15 protein-coding genes, 3 tRNA genes, 1 rRNA gene, 1 other RNA gene and 1 other annotated feature (2 of these 21 running past the window's edge) are annotated in these 17,500 nt (G+C 43.8%); of the genes, 16 read left to right on the plus strand and 4 right to left on the minus strand.

Going from position 1 to position 17,500, the window contains the following annotated elements:
- Positions 1–869 carry the 5' portion of a YaaC family protein gene (locus tag ACZ5AE_RS00065; protein ID WP_464568400.1) on the minus strand. It extends 79 nt beyond the left edge of the window, so 869 of the gene's 948 nt are visible here — the first part of the coding sequence; it begins with the start codon at positions 867–869; its stop codon lies beyond the left edge, outside the window.
- 106 nt (positions 870–975) lie between these two features.
- Between ACZ5AE_RS00065 and guaB the strand changes: the two genes are divergently transcribed.
- The 6 genes from guaB to ACZ5AE_RS00095 all read left to right on the plus strand — a co-directional run bounded on the left by guaB (position 976) and on the right by ACZ5AE_RS00095 (position 7,765).
- On the plus strand, positions 976–2,439 hold the full coding sequence (guaB, locus tag ACZ5AE_RS00070) for an IMP dehydrogenase (protein WP_464568402.1): 1,464 nt from the start codon (positions 976–978) through the stop codon (positions 2,437–2,439).
- 351 nt (positions 2,440–2,790) lie between these two features.
- Positions 2,791–4,116 carry a serine hydrolase gene (locus tag ACZ5AE_RS00075; protein ID WP_464573489.1) on the plus strand — a complete coding sequence of 442 codons (1,326 nt, stop codon included), beginning with the start codon at positions 2,791–2,793 and terminating at the stop codon, positions 4,114–4,116.
- A 168-nt stretch (positions 4,117–4,284) separates the two neighbouring features.
- Positions 4,285–5,166: a pyridoxal 5'-phosphate synthase lyase subunit PdxS gene (gene pdxS, locus ACZ5AE_RS00080; RefSeq protein ID WP_464568404.1), complete on the plus strand. Its 882-nt coding sequence runs from the start codon at positions 4,285–4,287 to the stop codon at positions 5,164–5,166.
- Positions 5,167–5,288: 122 nt separating this feature from the next.
- Positions 5,289–5,882, plus strand: a complete 594-nt coding sequence (pdxT, locus tag ACZ5AE_RS00085) for a pyridoxal 5'-phosphate synthase glutaminase subunit PdxT (RefSeq protein ID WP_464568406.1) — start codon at positions 5,289–5,291, stop codon at positions 5,880–5,882.
- Positions 5,883–6,016: 134 nt separating this feature from the next.
- Positions 6,017–6,242: a binding site (T-box leader), on the plus strand.
- Positions 6,243–6,293: 51 nt separating this feature from the next.
- Entirely contained in the window at positions 6,294–7,574 is a 1,281-nt protein-coding gene (gene serS / locus ACZ5AE_RS00090) for a serine--tRNA ligase (RefSeq protein WP_464568408.1), read from the plus strand.
- Between the two features lie 98 nt (positions 7,575–7,672).
- Positions 7,673–7,765: transfer RNA gene (locus ACZ5AE_RS00095), tRNA-Ser, on the plus strand.
- A gap of 92 nt (positions 7,766–7,857) precedes the next feature.
- Here ACZ5AE_RS00095 and ACZ5AE_RS00100 read toward each other — a convergent pair.
- The 3 genes from ACZ5AE_RS00100 to ACZ5AE_RS00110 all read right to left on the minus strand — a co-directional run bounded on the left by ACZ5AE_RS00100 (position 7,858) and on the right by ACZ5AE_RS00110 (position 10,770).
- Entirely contained in the window at positions 7,858–8,553 is a 696-nt protein-coding gene (locus ACZ5AE_RS00100; RefSeq protein WP_464568410.1) for a deoxynucleoside kinase, read from the minus strand.
- Positions 8,554–8,569: 16 nt separating this feature from the next.
- On the minus strand, positions 8,570–9,217 hold the full coding sequence (locus ACZ5AE_RS00105; RefSeq protein ID WP_464568412.1) for a deoxynucleoside kinase: 648 nt from the start codon (positions 9,215–9,217) through the stop codon (positions 8,570–8,572).
- Between the two features lie 263 nt (positions 9,218–9,480).
- On the minus strand, positions 9,481–10,770 hold the full coding sequence (locus ACZ5AE_RS00110; protein WP_464568414.1) for a glycosyl hydrolase family 18 protein: 1,290 nt from the start codon (positions 10,768–10,770) through the stop codon (positions 9,481–9,483).
- A gap of 120 nt (positions 10,771–10,890) precedes the next feature.
- Between ACZ5AE_RS00110 and tadA the strand changes: the two genes are divergently transcribed.
- The 10 genes from tadA to ACZ5AE_RS00160 form a co-directional block, all read left to right on the plus strand.
- The gene (tadA, locus tag ACZ5AE_RS00115; RefSeq protein WP_464573491.1) at positions 10,891–11,397 is read left to right on the plus strand and encodes a tRNA adenosine(34) deaminase TadA; all 507 of its coding nucleotides are present in this window, start codon (positions 10,891–10,893) and stop codon (positions 11,395–11,397) included.
- 92 nt (positions 11,398–11,489) lie between these two features.
- An RNA gene (ffs, locus tag ACZ5AE_RS00120) (signal recognition particle sRNA large type) lies at positions 11,490–11,754 on the plus strand.
- A gap of 143 nt (positions 11,755–11,897) precedes the next feature.
- The gene (dnaX, locus tag ACZ5AE_RS00125) at positions 11,898–13,586 is read left to right on the plus strand and encodes a DNA polymerase III subunit gamma/tau (RefSeq protein ID WP_464568416.1); all 1,689 of its coding nucleotides are present in this window, start codon (positions 11,898–11,900) and stop codon (positions 13,584–13,586) included.
- Positions 13,587–13,658: 72 nt separating this feature from the next.
- Positions 13,659–13,976 carry a YbaB/EbfC family nucleoid-associated protein gene (locus ACZ5AE_RS00130; RefSeq protein WP_217037518.1) on the plus strand — a complete coding sequence of 106 codons (318 nt, stop codon included), beginning with the start codon at positions 13,659–13,661 and terminating at the stop codon, positions 13,974–13,976.
- A gap of 81 nt (positions 13,977–14,057) precedes the next feature.
- On the plus strand, positions 14,058–14,654 hold the full coding sequence (gene recR, locus ACZ5AE_RS00135) for a recombination mediator RecR (RefSeq protein WP_464568418.1): 597 nt from the start codon (positions 14,058–14,060) through the stop codon (positions 14,652–14,654).
- Positions 14,655–14,715: 61 nt separating this feature from the next.
- Positions 14,716–14,934, plus strand: coding sequence for a YaaL family protein (locus tag ACZ5AE_RS00140; protein WP_464568420.1), 219 nt, complete (start codon positions 14,716–14,718; stop codon positions 14,932–14,934).
- Positions 14,935–15,190: 256 nt separating this feature from the next.
- Entirely contained in the window at positions 15,191–15,454 is a 264-nt protein-coding gene (locus ACZ5AE_RS00145) for a pro-sigmaK processing inhibitor BofA family protein (RefSeq protein ID WP_464568422.1), read from the plus strand.
- 281 nt (positions 15,455–15,735) lie between these two features.
- Positions 15,736–17,285: ribosomal RNA gene (locus ACZ5AE_RS00150) — 16S ribosomal RNA — on the plus strand.
- Between the two features lie 96 nt (positions 17,286–17,381).
- A tRNA-Ile gene (locus ACZ5AE_RS00155) sits at positions 17,382–17,458 on the plus strand.
- Positions 17,459–17,479: 21 nt separating this feature from the next.
- Positions 17,480–17,500, plus strand: a tRNA-Ala gene (locus tag ACZ5AE_RS00160); it runs 55 nt beyond the window's last position.

Consider the following 17,500-nt stretch of genomic DNA (forward strand, 5'->3'; position numbering starts at 1 on the left):
TAGTCGTGGTTGGGCATCATCTTGGTTAGTTCGCTCCACCATTCTGTTTCATATCGGGCAATCATGCTTAAGTTGTATAATAATAAATAGTGGATCAGCAGTTCCGGGAAGTTGAAAAGCTTCCCTTTGTTTATAGGAAGTGTCCAGCACCCTTCTTCCATATGAAATTTTAAAGGAGAAATGGCTGATACCGTATTGTTATTCAAAATTAAATGTATTCCTTCATCAGCAGAGAATTCCACCCCATTGGCAAATTTAGAGGCTAGAAACTCTTTAAATCGGCTCCCGGTCATATGATAGGTGTCCAGCATTTTCTCGGGAATATGGAGCTGGCTGTCATTGTTATGTAGTTTTTCAAAGCTGTTTTTCCTCAGAAGTATGAAGAATAATTCATCGAGTTCAGGTATAAGCTGTAGTAATTCCTCCATTAGGACTTTTTCCCCTTCCAGCTGTTTCATGTGAAACAATTTTTCTGACATATATGGGAAAAGTCCATTTTTTTGTAATTTTACCTCATCTTGGAAAAATAAATAATTTTGTCTTTTTCTTTTTCTGGTGGAAACACCGTGTGCCAATACAGCTGTTGTTTCTGGATACGATGGGTCAACGGTTAGGATACAGGCTTTTATTAAATGGACAAGGCCATAGAAAAGCAAAATAGGTTTAATAACTAGTGGAGCTTTTTCTGCCTGTTCATAATAGATTTGCCCATGTTCGAGATAATATAAAAAGGCATATCCATTTTCATAGCTCTTTTGTTCAGGATTCTCAATATTCCCCTTTAGATAGCTATTTTTCAAATAGCGCTGACAGTATTCTGCTGAAAAAAAGCATGAGTAATTTTTCCAGCCTTTAAATGGCGTTTTCAAAGCGGATCACCTTTTTCAGAAAAATCTTACTAATATTTCTTCCTTGACAGTATTTTGTCCAATTGATAACCTACAAATAATATTTTTTGACCTGGAGGCTGTTAATATGTGGGAAAGTAAGTTTGCAAAAGAAGGATTAACGTTTGATGATGTATTATTGATTCCTGGCAAATCAGAGGTGCTGCCACGCGACGTGAATTTGCAGGTTGAGTTAACTCCTGCGGTAAAACTAAATATTCCAGTTATAAGTGCAGGTATGGACACAGTCACGGAATCTGAAATGGCAATTGCTATGGCCCGCCAAGGCGGTCTAGGGATTATTCATAAGAACATGACCATCGAGCAGCAGGCCGAACAGGTTGAAAAGGTTAAGCGTTCAGAAAGCGGTGTAATCACTGACCCGTTTTTCTTGACTCCTGAACACCAAGTATTTGATGCCGAGCATCTAATGGGGAAATATCGTATTTCAGGTGTTCCAATCGTTAACAACATGGAGGAACAGCGTCTGGTTGGCATTATCACCAACAGGGACCTTCGTTTTATTCAGGATTACTCTTTCAAGATCTCTGATGTTATGACGAGGGAAAATCTGATTACGGCTTCAGTGGGGACAACATTGAAGGAAGCTGAACAAATTCTTCAAAAACATAAAATTGAAAAGCTGCCTCTTGTGGATGATCAAGGAGTGTTAAAAGGTTTAATCACCATTAAGGATATTGAAAAAGTGATTGAGTTCCCAAATTCCGCAAAGGACAGCCAAGGACGTCTATTAGCAGGAGCTGCAGTAGGGGTGACAGGTGATACGATGAAACGAATCGACAAGCTGGTGAAGGCGAACGTTGATGTCATCGTAGTCGATACCGCACACGGGCACTCCAAGGGTGTGTTAGATACTGTTAAGCAAATTAGAGCTACCTACCCTAACCTTGCTATTATTGCCGGGAACGTAGCCACTGCAGAGGGAACCAGGGCCTTAATCGAAGCCGGAGCAGATGTCGTTAAGGTTGGAATTGGACCAGGATCAATTTGTACAACACGCGTTGTAGCGGGTGTCGGTGTACCGCAAATAACAGCTGTTTATGATTGTGCTGGTGAAGCCATGAAGTATGGGAAAACGATTATTGCTGACGGCGGTATTAAATACTCTGGTGATATCGTCAAAGCCTTGGCAGCAGGTGGACATGCCGTGATGTTGGGAAGCATGCTTGCCGGGGTAACAGAAAGCCCTGGGGAAACGGAAATTTTCCAAGGCCGTCGCTTTAAGGTGTATCGCGGCATGGGTTCTGTGGCAGCGATGGAAAAAGGTTCTAAAGACCGTTATTTCCAAGAGGACAATAAAAAGTTTGTCCCAGAAGGCATCGAAGGCCGCCTTCCATACAAAGGACCATTGGCAGATACCATTTATCAATTAGTCGGCGGTTTACGCGCTGGTATGGGCTACTGTGGCACGAAAAACCTAGAAGAATTACGAATGAACGCTCAATTCGTTAAAATGACCGGTGCCGGCTTACGAGAAAGCCACCCGCACGACGTTCAAATCACCAAAGAAGCACCAAACTACTCAATGTAAATAACAAATGCAAAGAGCAGATTTTATAATCTGCTCTTATTTTTTTAGTATGATGATTCGAGCGGAACGTGGCTCGACTCCCGCCGAAGACCTACCCCTGCTCCTAAATGCTGCCGCTTTCAGTCGTGCGCTGCCTATGCTGACCAATCATTCCTTGTGGAGTGGAAATCAACTGGTATGTATGAAAAAAGCCCTATCTATTTCTAGCAGTCTATCAAAATTGGCAGTAAGATGCTTCGATGCTCTCTCTATGATTTATAAAGCAGTTGTGTTAAAATAACCAAAGTGTAAAAAATCATGGAGGGCGTTAATGTGAATAAACATGTTTTTAAAAAGTATCTTGCCAGTGCAATGGCCGTAATTTTGTTCTTCAGCCTTTTTGCCGGCATGGGCCAAGATAAAGCGGAAGCCGCCGCAGCGTTAAACATCAACGCGGACGGAGCTATATTAGTAGATGCTGAATCAGGCAAAGTGTTATATGAAAAAAATGCTGATACCGTCATGGGTATTGCCAGCATGACAAAAATGATGACTGAATATCTTTTACTAGATGCCATTAAACATGGAAAAGTAAAATGGGATCAGGAATATAACGTTAGTGATCTTGTTTATAAAATTTCTCAAGACCGCGCATTGTCGAATGTTCCATTGCGCCAGGACGGCACATATAAAATCCGCGAATTGTATGAAGCCATGGTCATTTATTCTGCAAATGCAGCAACGATAGCTATTGCCGAAACAATTGCCGGGTCTGAAACCAATTTTGTGAAAATGATGAATGAAAAAGCCAAAAAGTTAGGCTTAAAGGATTATAAATTTGTAAACTCATCAGGTTTAAATAATGCTGAATATCGCGGCATGCATCCGGAAGGCACCGGTGAAACGGACGAAAACGTCATGTCTCCAAGAGCAGTGGCGAGTCTTGCCTTCCACCTAATCAATGAATATCCAGAAGTGCTAAAGACAGCCAGCATTCCGAAGAAAACATTTCGAGAAGGCACTTCTGACGCAATTAATATGATCAACTGGAACTGGATGCTTCCATCTTTGGATTATGGATATAAAGGCGTTGACGGACTTAAGACGGGTACCACTGATTTTGCCGGCTACTGTTTTACCGGTACTGCCAGCCGCGACGGCAAACGGTTTATCACTGTTGTGCAAAATGCTAAAGATTCGAGCGGAAAAGGGGACTATAAGGCCCGCTTTGACGAGACCAAGAAAATGTTTGACTATGCATTTGCCAATACAACAAAAGAAACTATTGTACCAAAGCATTATCAGGTAAAAGGCCATAAAACGATACCTGTTATTAAGGGGAAGAATGACCAGGTAAAAGTTTATACAAAGTCAGCCATTAATATGGTTATTGAAAATGGCGAAAAGGAAAACTATAAACCGGTACTGGTATTAGATAAAAATAAAATTAACAAAAAAGGTGAACTAACAGCACCAATCAAAAAAGGTGATAAGGTCGGCTATTTAACTATTGAGCCTAAAAACGGCGATAAGGTCAACTTTTTAACCGAGGAAGCTAAAGGCAAAGTTCAAGCCGATGTCATTGCAGCCCAAGATGTTGAAAAGGCAAATTGGTTCGTCCTTATGATGCGGGGCATCGGAGGATTTTTCGGTGATGTCTGGGGAGGCATTTCCTCCACTGTTAAGGGCTGGTTCTAATTAGCTCTATCGGATGAATAAGTAAAATGTTGGAAAGGATTCTTGTCTTGACAGGAATCCTTTTTTGTTGCTTTAATGATTTTATGGAATAGATAATTCAAACTTAATTAGTAGGAATTTTCTAAATAATCAACGTTCTCAACGTGGAAAAACAAGGGGGATTTACAAATGAAAACAGGTACGGAACGGGTAAAACGCGGGATGGCAGAAATGCAAAAAGGCGGCGTCATCATGGACGTTGTTAACGCAGAACAGGCAAAAATTGCGGAGGAAGCGGGAGCAGTAGCGGTAATGGCGCTAGAGCGTGTACCTTCTGATATTCGTGCTGCTGGCGGTGTTGCTAGAATGGCAGATCCTCGAATTGTCGAAGAGGTCCTTAACGCTGTTTCAATCCCTGTTATGGCTAAGGCTCGCATCGGCCACATTGTAGAAGCACGTGTACTTGAAGCACTTGGTGTAGACTATATCGATGAAAGTGAAGTATTAACACCTGCAGATGAAGAGTTTCACTTATTGAAGAGTGACTTTACTGTACCATTTGTATGCGGATGCCGTGACTTGGGCGAGGCTGCCCGCCGTATTGGCGAAGGAGCATCTATGCTTCGTACAAAAGGCGAACCGGGAACTGGAAACATTGTAGAAGCTGTCCGCCATATCCGCAAGGTTAACGCACAGGTTCGTAAGGTTGTAAGCATGAACGAAGATGAGCTTATGACAGAAGCAAAGCTGTTAGGTGCACCATTTGAATTATTGCTTGAAATTAAGCGCAATGGCCGCCTTCCTGTTGTTAACTTTGCTGCCGGTGGCGTGGCAACACCTGCTGATGCGGCGTTAATGATGCAATTAGGCGCAGACGGCGTCTTCGTTGGCTCTGGTATCTTTAAATCAGAAAACCCTGCGAAGTTTGCAAGAGCGATTGTTGAAGCAACAACTCATTACCAAGACTATAAATTAATTGCAGAACTTTCAAAGGATCTTGGAACTCCAATGAAAGGTATCGAAATTTCTTCATTAGCCCCTGAAGCTCGCATGCAGGAGCGTGGCTGGTAAGATCGAAAAGCGGAAGCGCCTTGACCAGAGTCGGCAGGCACAAGACGAGCCTTCTTGACGGATTGGCTTGTGACCCTTAGGCGCTTTGACTAGACATTAATCTAGGTAAAAGGGGTAATACTATGATTAAAGTAGGCGTTCTCGCATTACAAGGAGCAGTTCGCGAGCATATTCAATCATTAGAAGCTTGCGGCGTCGAAGCCGTTGCCATTAAACATAAAGAGGAATTAAATGACGTTGATGGCCTTATTCTCCCTGGCGGAGAAAGCACGACCATGCGCCGCCTGATCGATAAATATGATTTTATGGATTCCTTAAAGGAATTTGCCCGGACTGATAAACCGATGTTCGGTACATGTGCAGGCCTTATTCTTTTGGCAAAAAACATCGTCGGATACAGTGAGCCTCATCTTGGTGTGATGGACGTTACGGTTGAACGCAACTCCTTCGGACGCCAAGTGGATAGCTTCGAGGCCGACCTCGCGGTGAAAGATGTCGCGGGTGATTTCCCTGCAGTCTTTATCCGGGCTCCTCATATCGTAGAGGCAGGCGAAAATGTCGAGATTCTTTCGAAGCATAATGACCGCATTGTGTTAGCACGTGAAGGGCAATTTTTAGGGTGTTCGTTCCACCCTGAATTAACAGATGACCATCGCTTGACAGCTTATTTTGTTGAGATGGTAAAAGAGGCAAAAAAACAAAAGCAGACCGTATAGGGAACCATCGGGCTTTTACGGGCAGTTCCCCTAACAAAATTTTAAAAAAATGATTTACTTACCGTTAAAGCTGGATAAATTGGTTGCGTTTGGTAAATAAATATAGTAGTCTATGTATTACAAATCACAAATTAGCTAAAGCAATGAGAGGAACCAGTAGCAAGAGGTTTATTCTAAAGAGAGCCGGTGGCTGGTGTGAACCGGTGAATAAGACTTGTGAATCCCTCCTCGAGCAGAGTGCGGAACACCTCATCCACATGAGGCTAGTAAGGACTCTCGGTGAAAAACCGTTACATTTTTAAGGTGGACAGATTCGTCTGTCAACCAGGGTGGTATCGCGGGTTAACTCTCGTCCCTGTTTTAGGGGCGGGAGTTTTTTGTTTTCAAAAAAGTATTAAGGAGTGTTTATGCATGTTGGATTTAAAGTATCTAAGAGCCAATTTTGCCGAAGTAAAAGAAAAGCTGCAGCACCGCGGTGAGGATTTAACTGACCTTGGCCGGTTTGAGGATTTAGACGTTAAACGGCGCGAATTAATTGTCGAAGCGGAAAAGCTGAAATCCAAGCGGAATGAAGTTTCTCAGCTGGTTGCTGTATTAAAACGTGAGAAGCAGGATGCTGATCACCTTATCAAGGAAATGCGTGAGGTTGGCGACCGCATTAAGAAACTCGATGATGAACTAAGAGGCGTTGAAGAGACATTAGAGCTATTATTGCTTAGCATCCCAAATATTCCCCATGAAACTGTGCCTACTGGGGAGACGGAAGATGATAACGTAGAAATCCGCAAATGGGGCCAAGTCCGCGAGTTCGGCTTTGAGGCGAAACCACATTGGGATGTCGCAGACCATTTAGGCATTCTTGATTTTGAACGAGCAGGTAAGGTGACAGGCAGCCGCTTTGTTTTTTATAAAGGTCTTGGTGCCCGCCTTGAGCGTGCGTTAATAAGCTTCATGCTTGACCTCCATGTCGATGAGCATGGTTATACAGAGATTCTCCCTCCATATATGGTAAATCGCACTAGCATGACCGGGACCGGCCAGTTGCCTAAGTTTGAGGAGGATGCCTTCTTAATTGAAAGCGAGGACTACTTCCTAATACCGACCGCAGAGGTGCCGGTCACTAATTATTATCGCGATGAAATTTTAAACGGTGAAGAGCTGCCAATCCGCTTTGCAGCCTACAGCGCTTGCTTCCGTTCCGAAGCAGGATCGGCAGGCCGTGACACAAGAGGCTTGATTCGCCAGCATCAATTCAATAAGGTTGAACTTGTGAAGTTTGTAAAGCCAGAGGATTCATATGAAGAGCTGGAAAAACTGACTGCTGATGCAGAAAAGGTGCTTCAATTACTTGAATTGCCATACCGTGTGTTAAGCATGTGTACAGGCGACCTGGGCTTTACCGCAGCAAAAAAATACGATATTGAAGTGTGGATCCCAAGCTATGGAACTTACCGTGAAATTTCTTCTTGCAGTAATTTTGAGGCGTTCCAAGCAAGACGGGCAAATATCCGCTTCCGCCGTGATCCGAAGGCGAAACCGGAGCATGTGCATACGCTCAATGGCTCAGGCCTCGCGATTGGCCGCACGGTTGCCGCTATTCTGGAAAACTACCAGCAGGAAGACGGCAGTGTTGTAATTCCAGACGTACTGCGTCCATATATGGGCGGACGTGACGTCATAAAGCCGCAATAAACAATGTATAACCAAGTTGAATAGCGCCTTTTTGTTGGTGGCATTTTAATAATGTTGACACAGGATTAAATATATGATAAATTAACTTCTGTTGTCACGGAGGAATACCCAAGTCCGGCTGAAGGGATCGGTCTTGAAAACCGACAGGCGGGTTAAACCGCGCGGGGGTTCGAATCCCTCTTCCTCCGCCATCACAAGAAAAAACGCGCATAAAAACTGGAGATGAAAATTCGTTACAATTCCTTGTAACGGATTTTTTTTTGAGAAAAAAGCACATACTGGATTATCCAATATGTGCTTTTGTTATATATAAAATTTCCTTTAGTTTGTCTTCTACTTCTCGGCATACCCGTTTGGCGTCTTCCTCACTATTCACCACATCGGTTGTGTCCATATCAATGACCAATACCTCACTAGCATTATAGCGCTCCATGACCCATTCATCATAGCCCTTCCAAACCTCGAAATAATATTCCTTCAGTTCCGGGTTAATTTCAAAGCTGCGTCCGCGGGCCATTATACGATCAATCACCGTATCGAACGATCCTTTTAAATAAACCATTAAATCAGGAGCCTTTTTTGGAAGTTCTTTTAATTCTTCCATCATATTATCAACAAGTTCTTCATATATTTTAAATTCGAGTCCTGAAATTCGGCCTAAATTTTTATTTACATAGGCAAAATACCAATCTTCATAAATTGAACGGTCCTGAATAGTATAAATAGGGTTTTTCCAATTGATGCAATCCTTGACTGTTTTAAATCGTTTATTTAAGAAAAATAATTGCAATAGGAAGGGAATTCTTCTTGCTTCTAACTCTTCCTGTGTTAATTCATAGTAAAGCGGGAGAATCGGATTGTCATCCACCGCTTCATAAAAAACCTTGCTGTCAATGCCATTATTCTGAAAGTGTGCTTTTAAAGTGTCCGCCACACTCGTTTTGCCAAGACCGATCATGCCTCCAATAACAATGCTCACGAACATCCCCCTGTTTCTATATAGTGTTAGTCCAGCTGTTTGCTCTCAGTGATACCCCAAGCTTTTCAATGATATAGTCTAGATCCTGCTTGTTTTTTACAAAGTCCAGTTCATCACCATTGAAACGGAGAACCGGTATTTCCGAATGCTCCTTTTCAAAAGTAGCCATTGTGTTTTCATAATCAATCGAAAGCTGTTCTAAATAAAGCGGGCTGATGTTTTTCTCTACCTCGCGCCCGCGGATTTTTATTCGCTTTAATAAGGTATCGAGACTTGCGTGCAAATATATGATGACATTCGGCTTTGGCATATCCTCTGTCAAAATTTGATATATTTTATAATATTTTTTGTATTCGTCCGGATTCAATGTCCGTTTGGCAAAAATTAAATTTTTGAAAATATGATAATCTGCCACAACAGATTGATTTTTGCTCAAATAATGGGTATTGATATCCCCTAATTGCTTAAAGCGATTGCAGAGAAAAAACATTTCTGTCTGGAAACTCCATTCTTCGATGTTTTCATAAAATTTTCCGAGGAACGGATTTTCATCCACAATCTCCTTTAATAAAGCAAATTCAAATTGCTCCGAAATGGCTCTTGCGAGAGATGTCTTTCCTACACCAATCGGTCCCTCGACGGTAATAAAGGGTGTATCCCCCATTTGTTGCTCCTCCTTCTCCAACTGCCTGTGCATTCTATCTTTTCCAGGTTTTCCTGGGTAATATATGCTAAAAAATAACCCGCAAAATCGTCAAAAAGTGACAATCATTTTGTCACTATTCGATCAATTATCCTTTTCTTCGACACAAAGTCCATTTTAACATAACCAGTACAGGAAGGGATATGGAATTTTTGAGGAAGTCTGTTTCCTTTTGGCAGGTAGAAAAATAACTGCCGAAAGAACGGCAGTTAGCATCATAATATTTAGGTACCACGTTTTGTAACAGTGAAGTTATCGACAATTAACAGCCAATTTTGAGGGAAAGCAAGGCCTAGTTTCCAGTAACTCATGCCTCTTAGATTCATCTCTTTAATTAAATCAAATTTGGCTTGAATGGAGCGGGCATCTTCAAACCATACTTCATGCTGTTTTCCGGCAGCATCCGTATACTTGAAATGTGGTGCTTGTGCTTTTGTATCGTATTCAATTGGGACATTATGTTGTGCTGCCAACTGAATGGCCTGTTGCGGACTAACCGCTTTTGCTATCGTCCCTGGAACAAATGGAAGGGTCCAATCATATCCATAAAGATTTTGCCCCATAAGAATCTTTGTCGATGGTATATCTGTAACGGCATAATCCAATACTCTTCTTACTTGGTCAATGGGGGATACAGCCATGGGCGGTCCGCCGCTATAGCCCCATTCATAGGTCATGATGACGACGAAGTCGGAAATTTGCCCGTGAGCTTTATAATCATGGGCTTCGTACCATTTTCCTTTTTGAGTGGCACTCGTTTTTGGGGCAAGCGCTGTTGACATAAGCCAGCCTTCACGCTGGAACCGCTGCTTCGCTTTTCTCAAAAAGTTGTTGTAGGCCTCGCGGTCGGCGGGACGCAAGTATTCAAAGTCAAAGTGGATATCGCGAAAGCCATTTCTTTGGGCAGTGGCAACAATGTTGTTAATGAATTTATCTTGAATGGCCATATCGTTAAGCAATATGCGTCCAAGCTCATCACTGAATTGATCATTTTCTTGATTGTTTATAACCATCATTAAGACATTGCGGTTGGCCCTGGCAATAGCCGGAAAGTTATTCAGGAGCGGTGCTTTGAGTGTACCGTCGCGTCTGGCCTGAAAGCTGAATGGAGCTAAATAAGTTAAATAGGGTGCCGCTTCACGGGCACTTGCTTCTAAGGCGGGGGCAACAGTAGTCCCACGTGGTTCTACATAGGCATTGAACTCTGCATTTCTTTTTTTTCCCGGGGGAATATAAAGTCTTAGTCCGACCTTGAGAGGACTATTAACTGGAATCCTGTTCACATTGGCAAGCTCCTGTGCTGTTGTACCGTAAGAGCGAGCTATGGAAAATAATGATTCGCCCTGCTGAACAAAATGAAAGTGGCCGATAATGGGTATAACCAGCGCTTGGCCGATAACCAAATTGTTAGGATTGGGCAGTTCGTTTGCCTCAACAATATCTTGAACGGTTGTATGATAGGTTCTTGCGATTGTGGTCAGAGATTCATTCCTGCTTACTACGTGGATTTGCATATAAATCCCTCCCTGCACATATTGCGCTACAACCATTCTATGTAGGCAGGGGTGGCTGTATGTTATAATGTTAATAATTTTCCTATAGGTATGTTTGCAGAAGGCGGTTTTATTGTCATGATGAATCAGGACGAACAATTTATGATGGAAGCTTTAAAGGAAGCAAGGAAAGCAGAGGGGCTGGACGAGGTGCCAATTGGAGCGGTTCTCGTTCATGAAGGGAATATCATTGCACGGGCCCATAATCTAAGAGAAAGTAAGCAAAATGCCACAGCACATGCCGAATTGTTGGCAATTGATGTGGCCTGCCAAGAAACAGGCTCATGGCGGCTTGAGGATACGACTCTATATGTCACGTTGGAGCCTTGCCCAATGTGTTCCGGGGCGATAATTTTATCGAGAGTCAAGAGAGTGGTGTACGGGGCGAGCGATCCCAAGGGCGGGTGTGCTGGAACGCTGATGAACCTTTTACAGGATTCACGCTTTAACCATCAATGCGAGGTTGTTAAAGGCGTCTTAGCAGAAGAGTCCGGCAGCATGCTTTCATCCTTTTTTCAAAAAATAAGAGATCGTAAGAAGCAGGAGAAAAAGTTGAAGTTACAGGCATCAGAAACTAACTTACAGTAATTTACAGTTAATATCGATTGCTTTTTGTCTAGATTGTTTGTATACTAAAAAGGCGTCAAATACGACGCACTAAATATTTGGTATCAATTTTGCCGCGCTAGGTGGGGAGGTAGCGGTGCCCTGTACCCGCAATCCGCTCTAGCGGGACGGAATCCCTTCCTGAGGCTGATGGCCTGTAGGGTCTGCCTTAAGTAAGTGGTGTTGACGCCTGGGTCCTGCGCAATGGGAATCCATGAACTATGTCAGGTCCGGAAGGAAGCAGCATTAAGTGGACGCTCCCATGTGCCGCAGGGGTGCCTGGGCCGAGCTAACTGCTTAAGTAACGCTTATGGGCGTCAGTCGACGGAAGGTGCGCGGCAGTTACTTACATATTTAATACAAATGAAACTCATCTCAGAATCTTGGGATGAGTTTTTTTGTAAACTCTTATGATTCCTTTTGGAAAAAGGAAAATGAATACTGTATAATTAATTAGACTAATTTGAAGGGGGCGATGTCGAGTGTCATATCAAGCTTTATATCGGGTTTGGCGTCCGCAGAAATTTATTGACGTAGTGGGACAGGAACATGTCACGCAGACATTGCAAAACGCCCTGCTTCAGCAAAAAATCTCTCATGCATACCTATTTTCCGGTCCAAGAGGAACAGGAAAGACGAGTGCGGCTAAAATATTAGCAAAGGCCATTAATTGTGAGCATGCTCCTGTTGCTGAACCGTGCAATGAATGTGCGGCCTGCCTCGGAATCACGAATGGAACGATTCCGGATGTCCTGGAGTTTGACGCTGCCTCTAACTCGCGGGTGGAGGAGATGCGTGATGTTCTTGATAAGGTTAAATTTGCCCCTACAGCAGTAAACTATAAGGTCTATATCATCGACGAAGTGCATATGCTCTCCATTAGCGCCTTTAACGCTTTACTTAAAACGCTGGAGGAACCGCCGAAGCATGTCATCTTTATTTTAGCGACAACAGAACCGCATAAAATTCCGCTGACGATTATTTCAAGATGCCAACGGTTTGATTTCAGACGAATTACCGCAGGGTCCATTGTTAATCGGATGAAGCTGATTGTCGAGGAAACCGGCATCAACTGCGATGAGCGGGCCCTGCAAATGATAGCCAGAGCAGCTGAAGGTGGAATGCGTGACGCATTAAGTTTGTTGGATCAAGCCATTTCCTACAGTCAGGACCGGGTGACACTTGAAGATGCGTTGACTGTCACAGGCTCTGCATCACAGGCATTTTTAAATAAAACAGCCAAGGCATTTCAGGATAAAGATGTGGCAAGCGGTTTGGAGGCGCTCGAGGAGCTTTTATTTCATGGTAAGGACCCGGCACGCTTTATCGAAGATTTGATCTTATTTTACAGGGATATGCTGCTATACAAAACAGCGCCCAATCTTGAGGAATCTCTTGAACGGGTGATGCTGGATGACGAGTTTCGCTTGATGGCGGACGAAACACCAACCGAGCAGATTTATCAGCTGATTGATTTCTTAAATAAAACTCAGCAAGAAATGCGCTGGACCAATCACCCGAGGATTTTCCTGGAGGTAGCTATAGTAAAGCTTTGCCAAATGGAAACAAACCAAAGAGAGACTGCGAGTCCCGAGGAATTGCAGCAGCTTTTGACGAGAATTGAGCAGCTTGAGTCTGAGCTTCATCACTTAAAAGCTCATGGCGTAGCCGCAGCACCTCAAGATGCCGCGCCACAGCCGCAAAAACAGGTACAAAGAACTTCAAGAAATGCTTTTCAGCCGGCTGTTGGTAAAATAAATGAAGTGTTAAAGCAAGCCACCAAAAATGACTTGAATCTAATCAAGGGTAATTGGGGCGAAATGCGGTCTAGTCTCATGAAATCACACGCCGCCTTATTAAATGAAGCGGAGCCGGTTGCAGCATCTGCAGCATCTTTTGTTTTAAAATTCAAGCATGAAATGATTTGTCAAATGGCGATGAGCCGAGGCGATTTTCTGGAAGCAGTAAGCACTACCTTGAACAAATTAACTGGCAAAAGGTTCACTCTTTTAGGAGTTCCTGAAGAGCAGTGGGTAACGATTCGTGAAAATTTCCTGAGCACCCAGCATGGGGAAGAAGGCGAAATCAGCGGGCCAGCCCATGAAGAGGAACCACATATCGCTGAAGCAAAAAAGTTATTTGGCGAAGAATTTGTTGAAATTATTGATTAAAGGTTGTCCGGAAACGCAAAACAGCTATCAATGTGATTATATAAACTAAATTAAATGGAGGTTGATTTATCAATGCGTGGTGGAATGGGTAACATGCAAAATATGATGAAGCAAGTGCAAAAAATGCAGAAGAAAATGGCAGAGGCACAGGAACAATTAGGTCAGGAAAAAATTGAAGGAACTGCCGGCGGCGGAATGGTAACCGTCGTAGTAACAGGCCATAAAGAGGTTGTAGATGTTCAAATTAAACCTGAAGCAGTTGATCCTGATGATGTGGAAATGCTTCAAGACCTTGTCCTTGCAGCCGTAAACGATGCACTTAAGAAAGCTGATGAACTCTCCAATAATACTATGGGGCAATTTACAAAGGGGCTAAACCTGCCATTTTAAAAACAATAAGTGTCAAGCGCCTTAAGCAGCCACATGCTGCTAAGGGCGCTTTTAGCTTTTCTAAAGAGAGGAACATAAATTATGCATTATCCAGAACCGATTTCGAAGCTGATTGATAGTTTTATGAAGCTTCCTGGCATTGGGCCAAAAACAGCCGCGCGGTTGGCTTTTTTTGTCTTAAGTATGAAAGAGGATACCGTCTTGGATTTTGCAAAAGCATTAGTGAATGCCAAGCGGAATTTAACATACTGCTCTGTCTGCGGCCACATTACCGATCAAGATCCGTGTTACATATGTGAAGATCAGCGCCGAAATAAGGGCATAATATGTGTAGTGCAGGATCCAAAAGATGTAATTGCGATGGAGAAAATGAAGGATTACAACGGATTGTATCATGTTTTGCACGGGGCTATTTCACCCATGGACGGCATCGGCCCGGAGGATATTAATATTCCCGGACTGCTAAAGAGGCTTCAGGACGAAACTGTACAGGAAGTCATTTTAGCCACCAATCCCAACATTGAAGGGGAAGCAACAGCTATGTATATATCACGGCTGCTGAAGCCGTCGGGTATTAAAACAACAAGGATTGCCCATGGATTGCCGGTAGGCGGGGACCTTGAGTATGCAGATGAGGTTACCTTATCAAAAGCATTAGAAGGGCGAAGAGAATTGTAATATTAGTAGTATATTTTAATTTAAAGTTAAATTTAAATGCTTTAATGCCGGGGGGATGGCGATGTTTTTTCGGCGCAAAGGAAAGCTTCGGAAGGAATATAATGAAAAGCTTTTAATTCAGTTGAATAAATATAAAGATTATTGGCAGCAGGAAAAACTCCTTTTGGAAAGAAGTCTTGATCCCTCTGAAGAGATCATTTGCCAATCAAAAATCGCAGAAGCAAAATATATTCTTCTATTAAGAGAAGCTAAATACAGAAATGTGACCTTAACAAAATAATTACTTTTTTACAACTCAAGCAATAGGATGCTTGAGTTTTTTATCCCGCATTAACGGGCAGTAAGGTCTAATTTCCCGCTTTAAACATTGGGAAGGACAAATTTGATAAGTGCGACAAACTGCCCGTAAATGCCTGATTGGTTAACAAACGTAGAGGAAGAGCGCCTCTACTGTTTGAAGTTCCACTTTATTTGGTCTATTTTAATGGGCTTGTACATAGCTTTTTAATAAAGAGACCATTGGAGGGGGACGCCTTTTGGAACCAATGTTTGTGATTGCTATTTTAGGGGGGCTAATTGTATTATTGTTATTTACCGGAGCACCGTTTAAGCCAGCCCGATTTGTCGGCCAAGCTGCTATAAAAATATTGATAGGAGCATTATTTGTGTTTTTCCTCAATACGGCAGGAAATCAGTTCGGGATTCATGTTCCAATAAATTTTGCCACATCAGCTGTCTCAGGTTTTTTGGGGATTCCGGGTCTATGTGCACTAGTTGCGATTCAGCAATGGGTTCTTTAAGCCAGAACCGCTCTTTAGCAGCGGTTTATTTTTTTAAAAAAAGGTATTGACCAACATAAAATTATCCTGTAATATATTAAAAGTCGCCGCTAATACGGCAGACAAGAAATAAAAAAAGTTGTTGACTCCAACAACAAGAAATGATATATTTAAAAAGTCGTTTTTAAACGACACTGAAATTGATCTTTGAAAACTAAACAAACAAAAACGTCAACAAACAATAATATTCGTTTCGAATGAAACGAAGCCAACGTAACATTTTTGAGCTAATCAACTCAACTTCATTGGAGAGTTTGATCCTGGCTCAGGACGAACGCTGGCGGCGTGCCTAATACATGCAAGTCGAGCGAATCACTGGGAGCTTGCTCCCGGTGGTTAGCGGCGGACGGGTGAGTAACACGTGGGCAACCTGCCTGTAAGACTGGGATAACTTCGGGAAACCGGAGCTAATACCGGATAATTTCTTCCCTCGCATGAGGGAAGGTTGAAAGTCGGTTTCGGCTGACACTTGCAGATGGGCCCGCGGCGCATTAGCTAGTTGGTGAGGTAACGGCTCACCAAGGCGACGATGCGTAGCCGACCTGAGAGGGTGATCGGCCACACTGGGACTGAGACACGGCCCAGACTCCTACGGGAGGCAGCAGTAGGGAATCTTCCACAATGGACGAAAGTCTGATGGAGCAACGCCGCGTGAGCGATGAAGGCCTTCGGGTCGTAAAGCTCTGTTGTCAGGGAAGAACAAGTATCGGAGTAACTGCCGGTACCTTGACGGTACCTGACCAGAAAGCCACGGCTAACTACGTGCCAGCAGCCGCGGTAATACGTAGGTGGCAAGCGTTGTCCGGAATTATTGGGCGTAAAGCGCGCGCAGGCGGTCCTTTAAGTCTGATGTGAAAGCCCACGGCTCAACCGTGGAGGGTCATTGGAAACTGGGGGACTTGAGTGCAGAAGAGGAAAGCGGAATTCCACGTGTAGCGGTGAAATGCGTAGAGATGTGGAGGAACACCAGTGGCGAAGGCGGCTTTCTGGTCTGTAACTGACGCTGAGGCGCGAAAGCGTGGGGAGCAAACAGGATTAGATACCCTGGTAGTCCACGCCGTAAACGATGAGTGCTAAGTGTTAGAGGGTTTCCGCCCTTTAGTGCTGCAGCTAACGCATTAAGCACTCCGCCTGGGGAGTACGGCCGCAAGGCTGAAACTCAAAGGAATTGACGGGGGCCCGCACAAGCGGTGGAGCATGTGGTTTAATTCGAAGCAACGCGAAGAACCTTACCAGGTCTTGACATCCTCTGACACTCCTAGAGATAGGAATTTCCCCTTCGGGGGACAGAGTGACAGGTGGTGCATGGTTGTCGTCAGCTCGTGTCGTGAGATGTTGGGTTAAGTCCCGCAACGAGCGCAACCCTTGATCTTAGTTGCCAGCATTCAGTTGGGCACTCTAAGGTGACTGCCGGTGACAAACCGGAGGAAGGTGGGGATGACGTCAAATCATCATGCCCCTTATGACCTGGGCTACACACGTGCTACAATGGATGGTACAAAGGGCAGCGAAGCCGCGAGGTGGAGCCAATCCCATAAAACCATTCTCAGTTCGGATTGCAGGCTGCAACTCGCCTGCATGAAGCCGGAATCGCTAGTAATCGCGGATCAGCATGCCGCGGTGAATACGTTCCCGGGCCTTGTACACACCGCCCGTCACACCACGAGAGTTTGTAACACCCGAAGTCGGTGGGGTAACCGTAAGGAGCCAGCCGCCTAAGGTGGGACAGATGATTGGGGTGAAGTCGTAACAAGGTAGCCGTATCGGAAGGTGCGGCTGGATCACCTCCTTTCTAAGGATAATGCAGCCCTTTAGGGCTGATAATAAGGTTGACTGTTTTTTGTTTGTTTAGTTTTGAGAGATCAATTCTCTCTAAATATGTAAATGTGGGCCTATAGCTCAGCTGGTTAGAGCGCACGCCTGATAAGCGTGAGGTCGATGGTTCGAGTCCATTTAGGCCCACCATTTAATTTTATCATAACTATTGGGGGATTAGCTCAGCTGGGA

The organism is Neobacillus sp. S1227 (assembly GCF_055385255.1).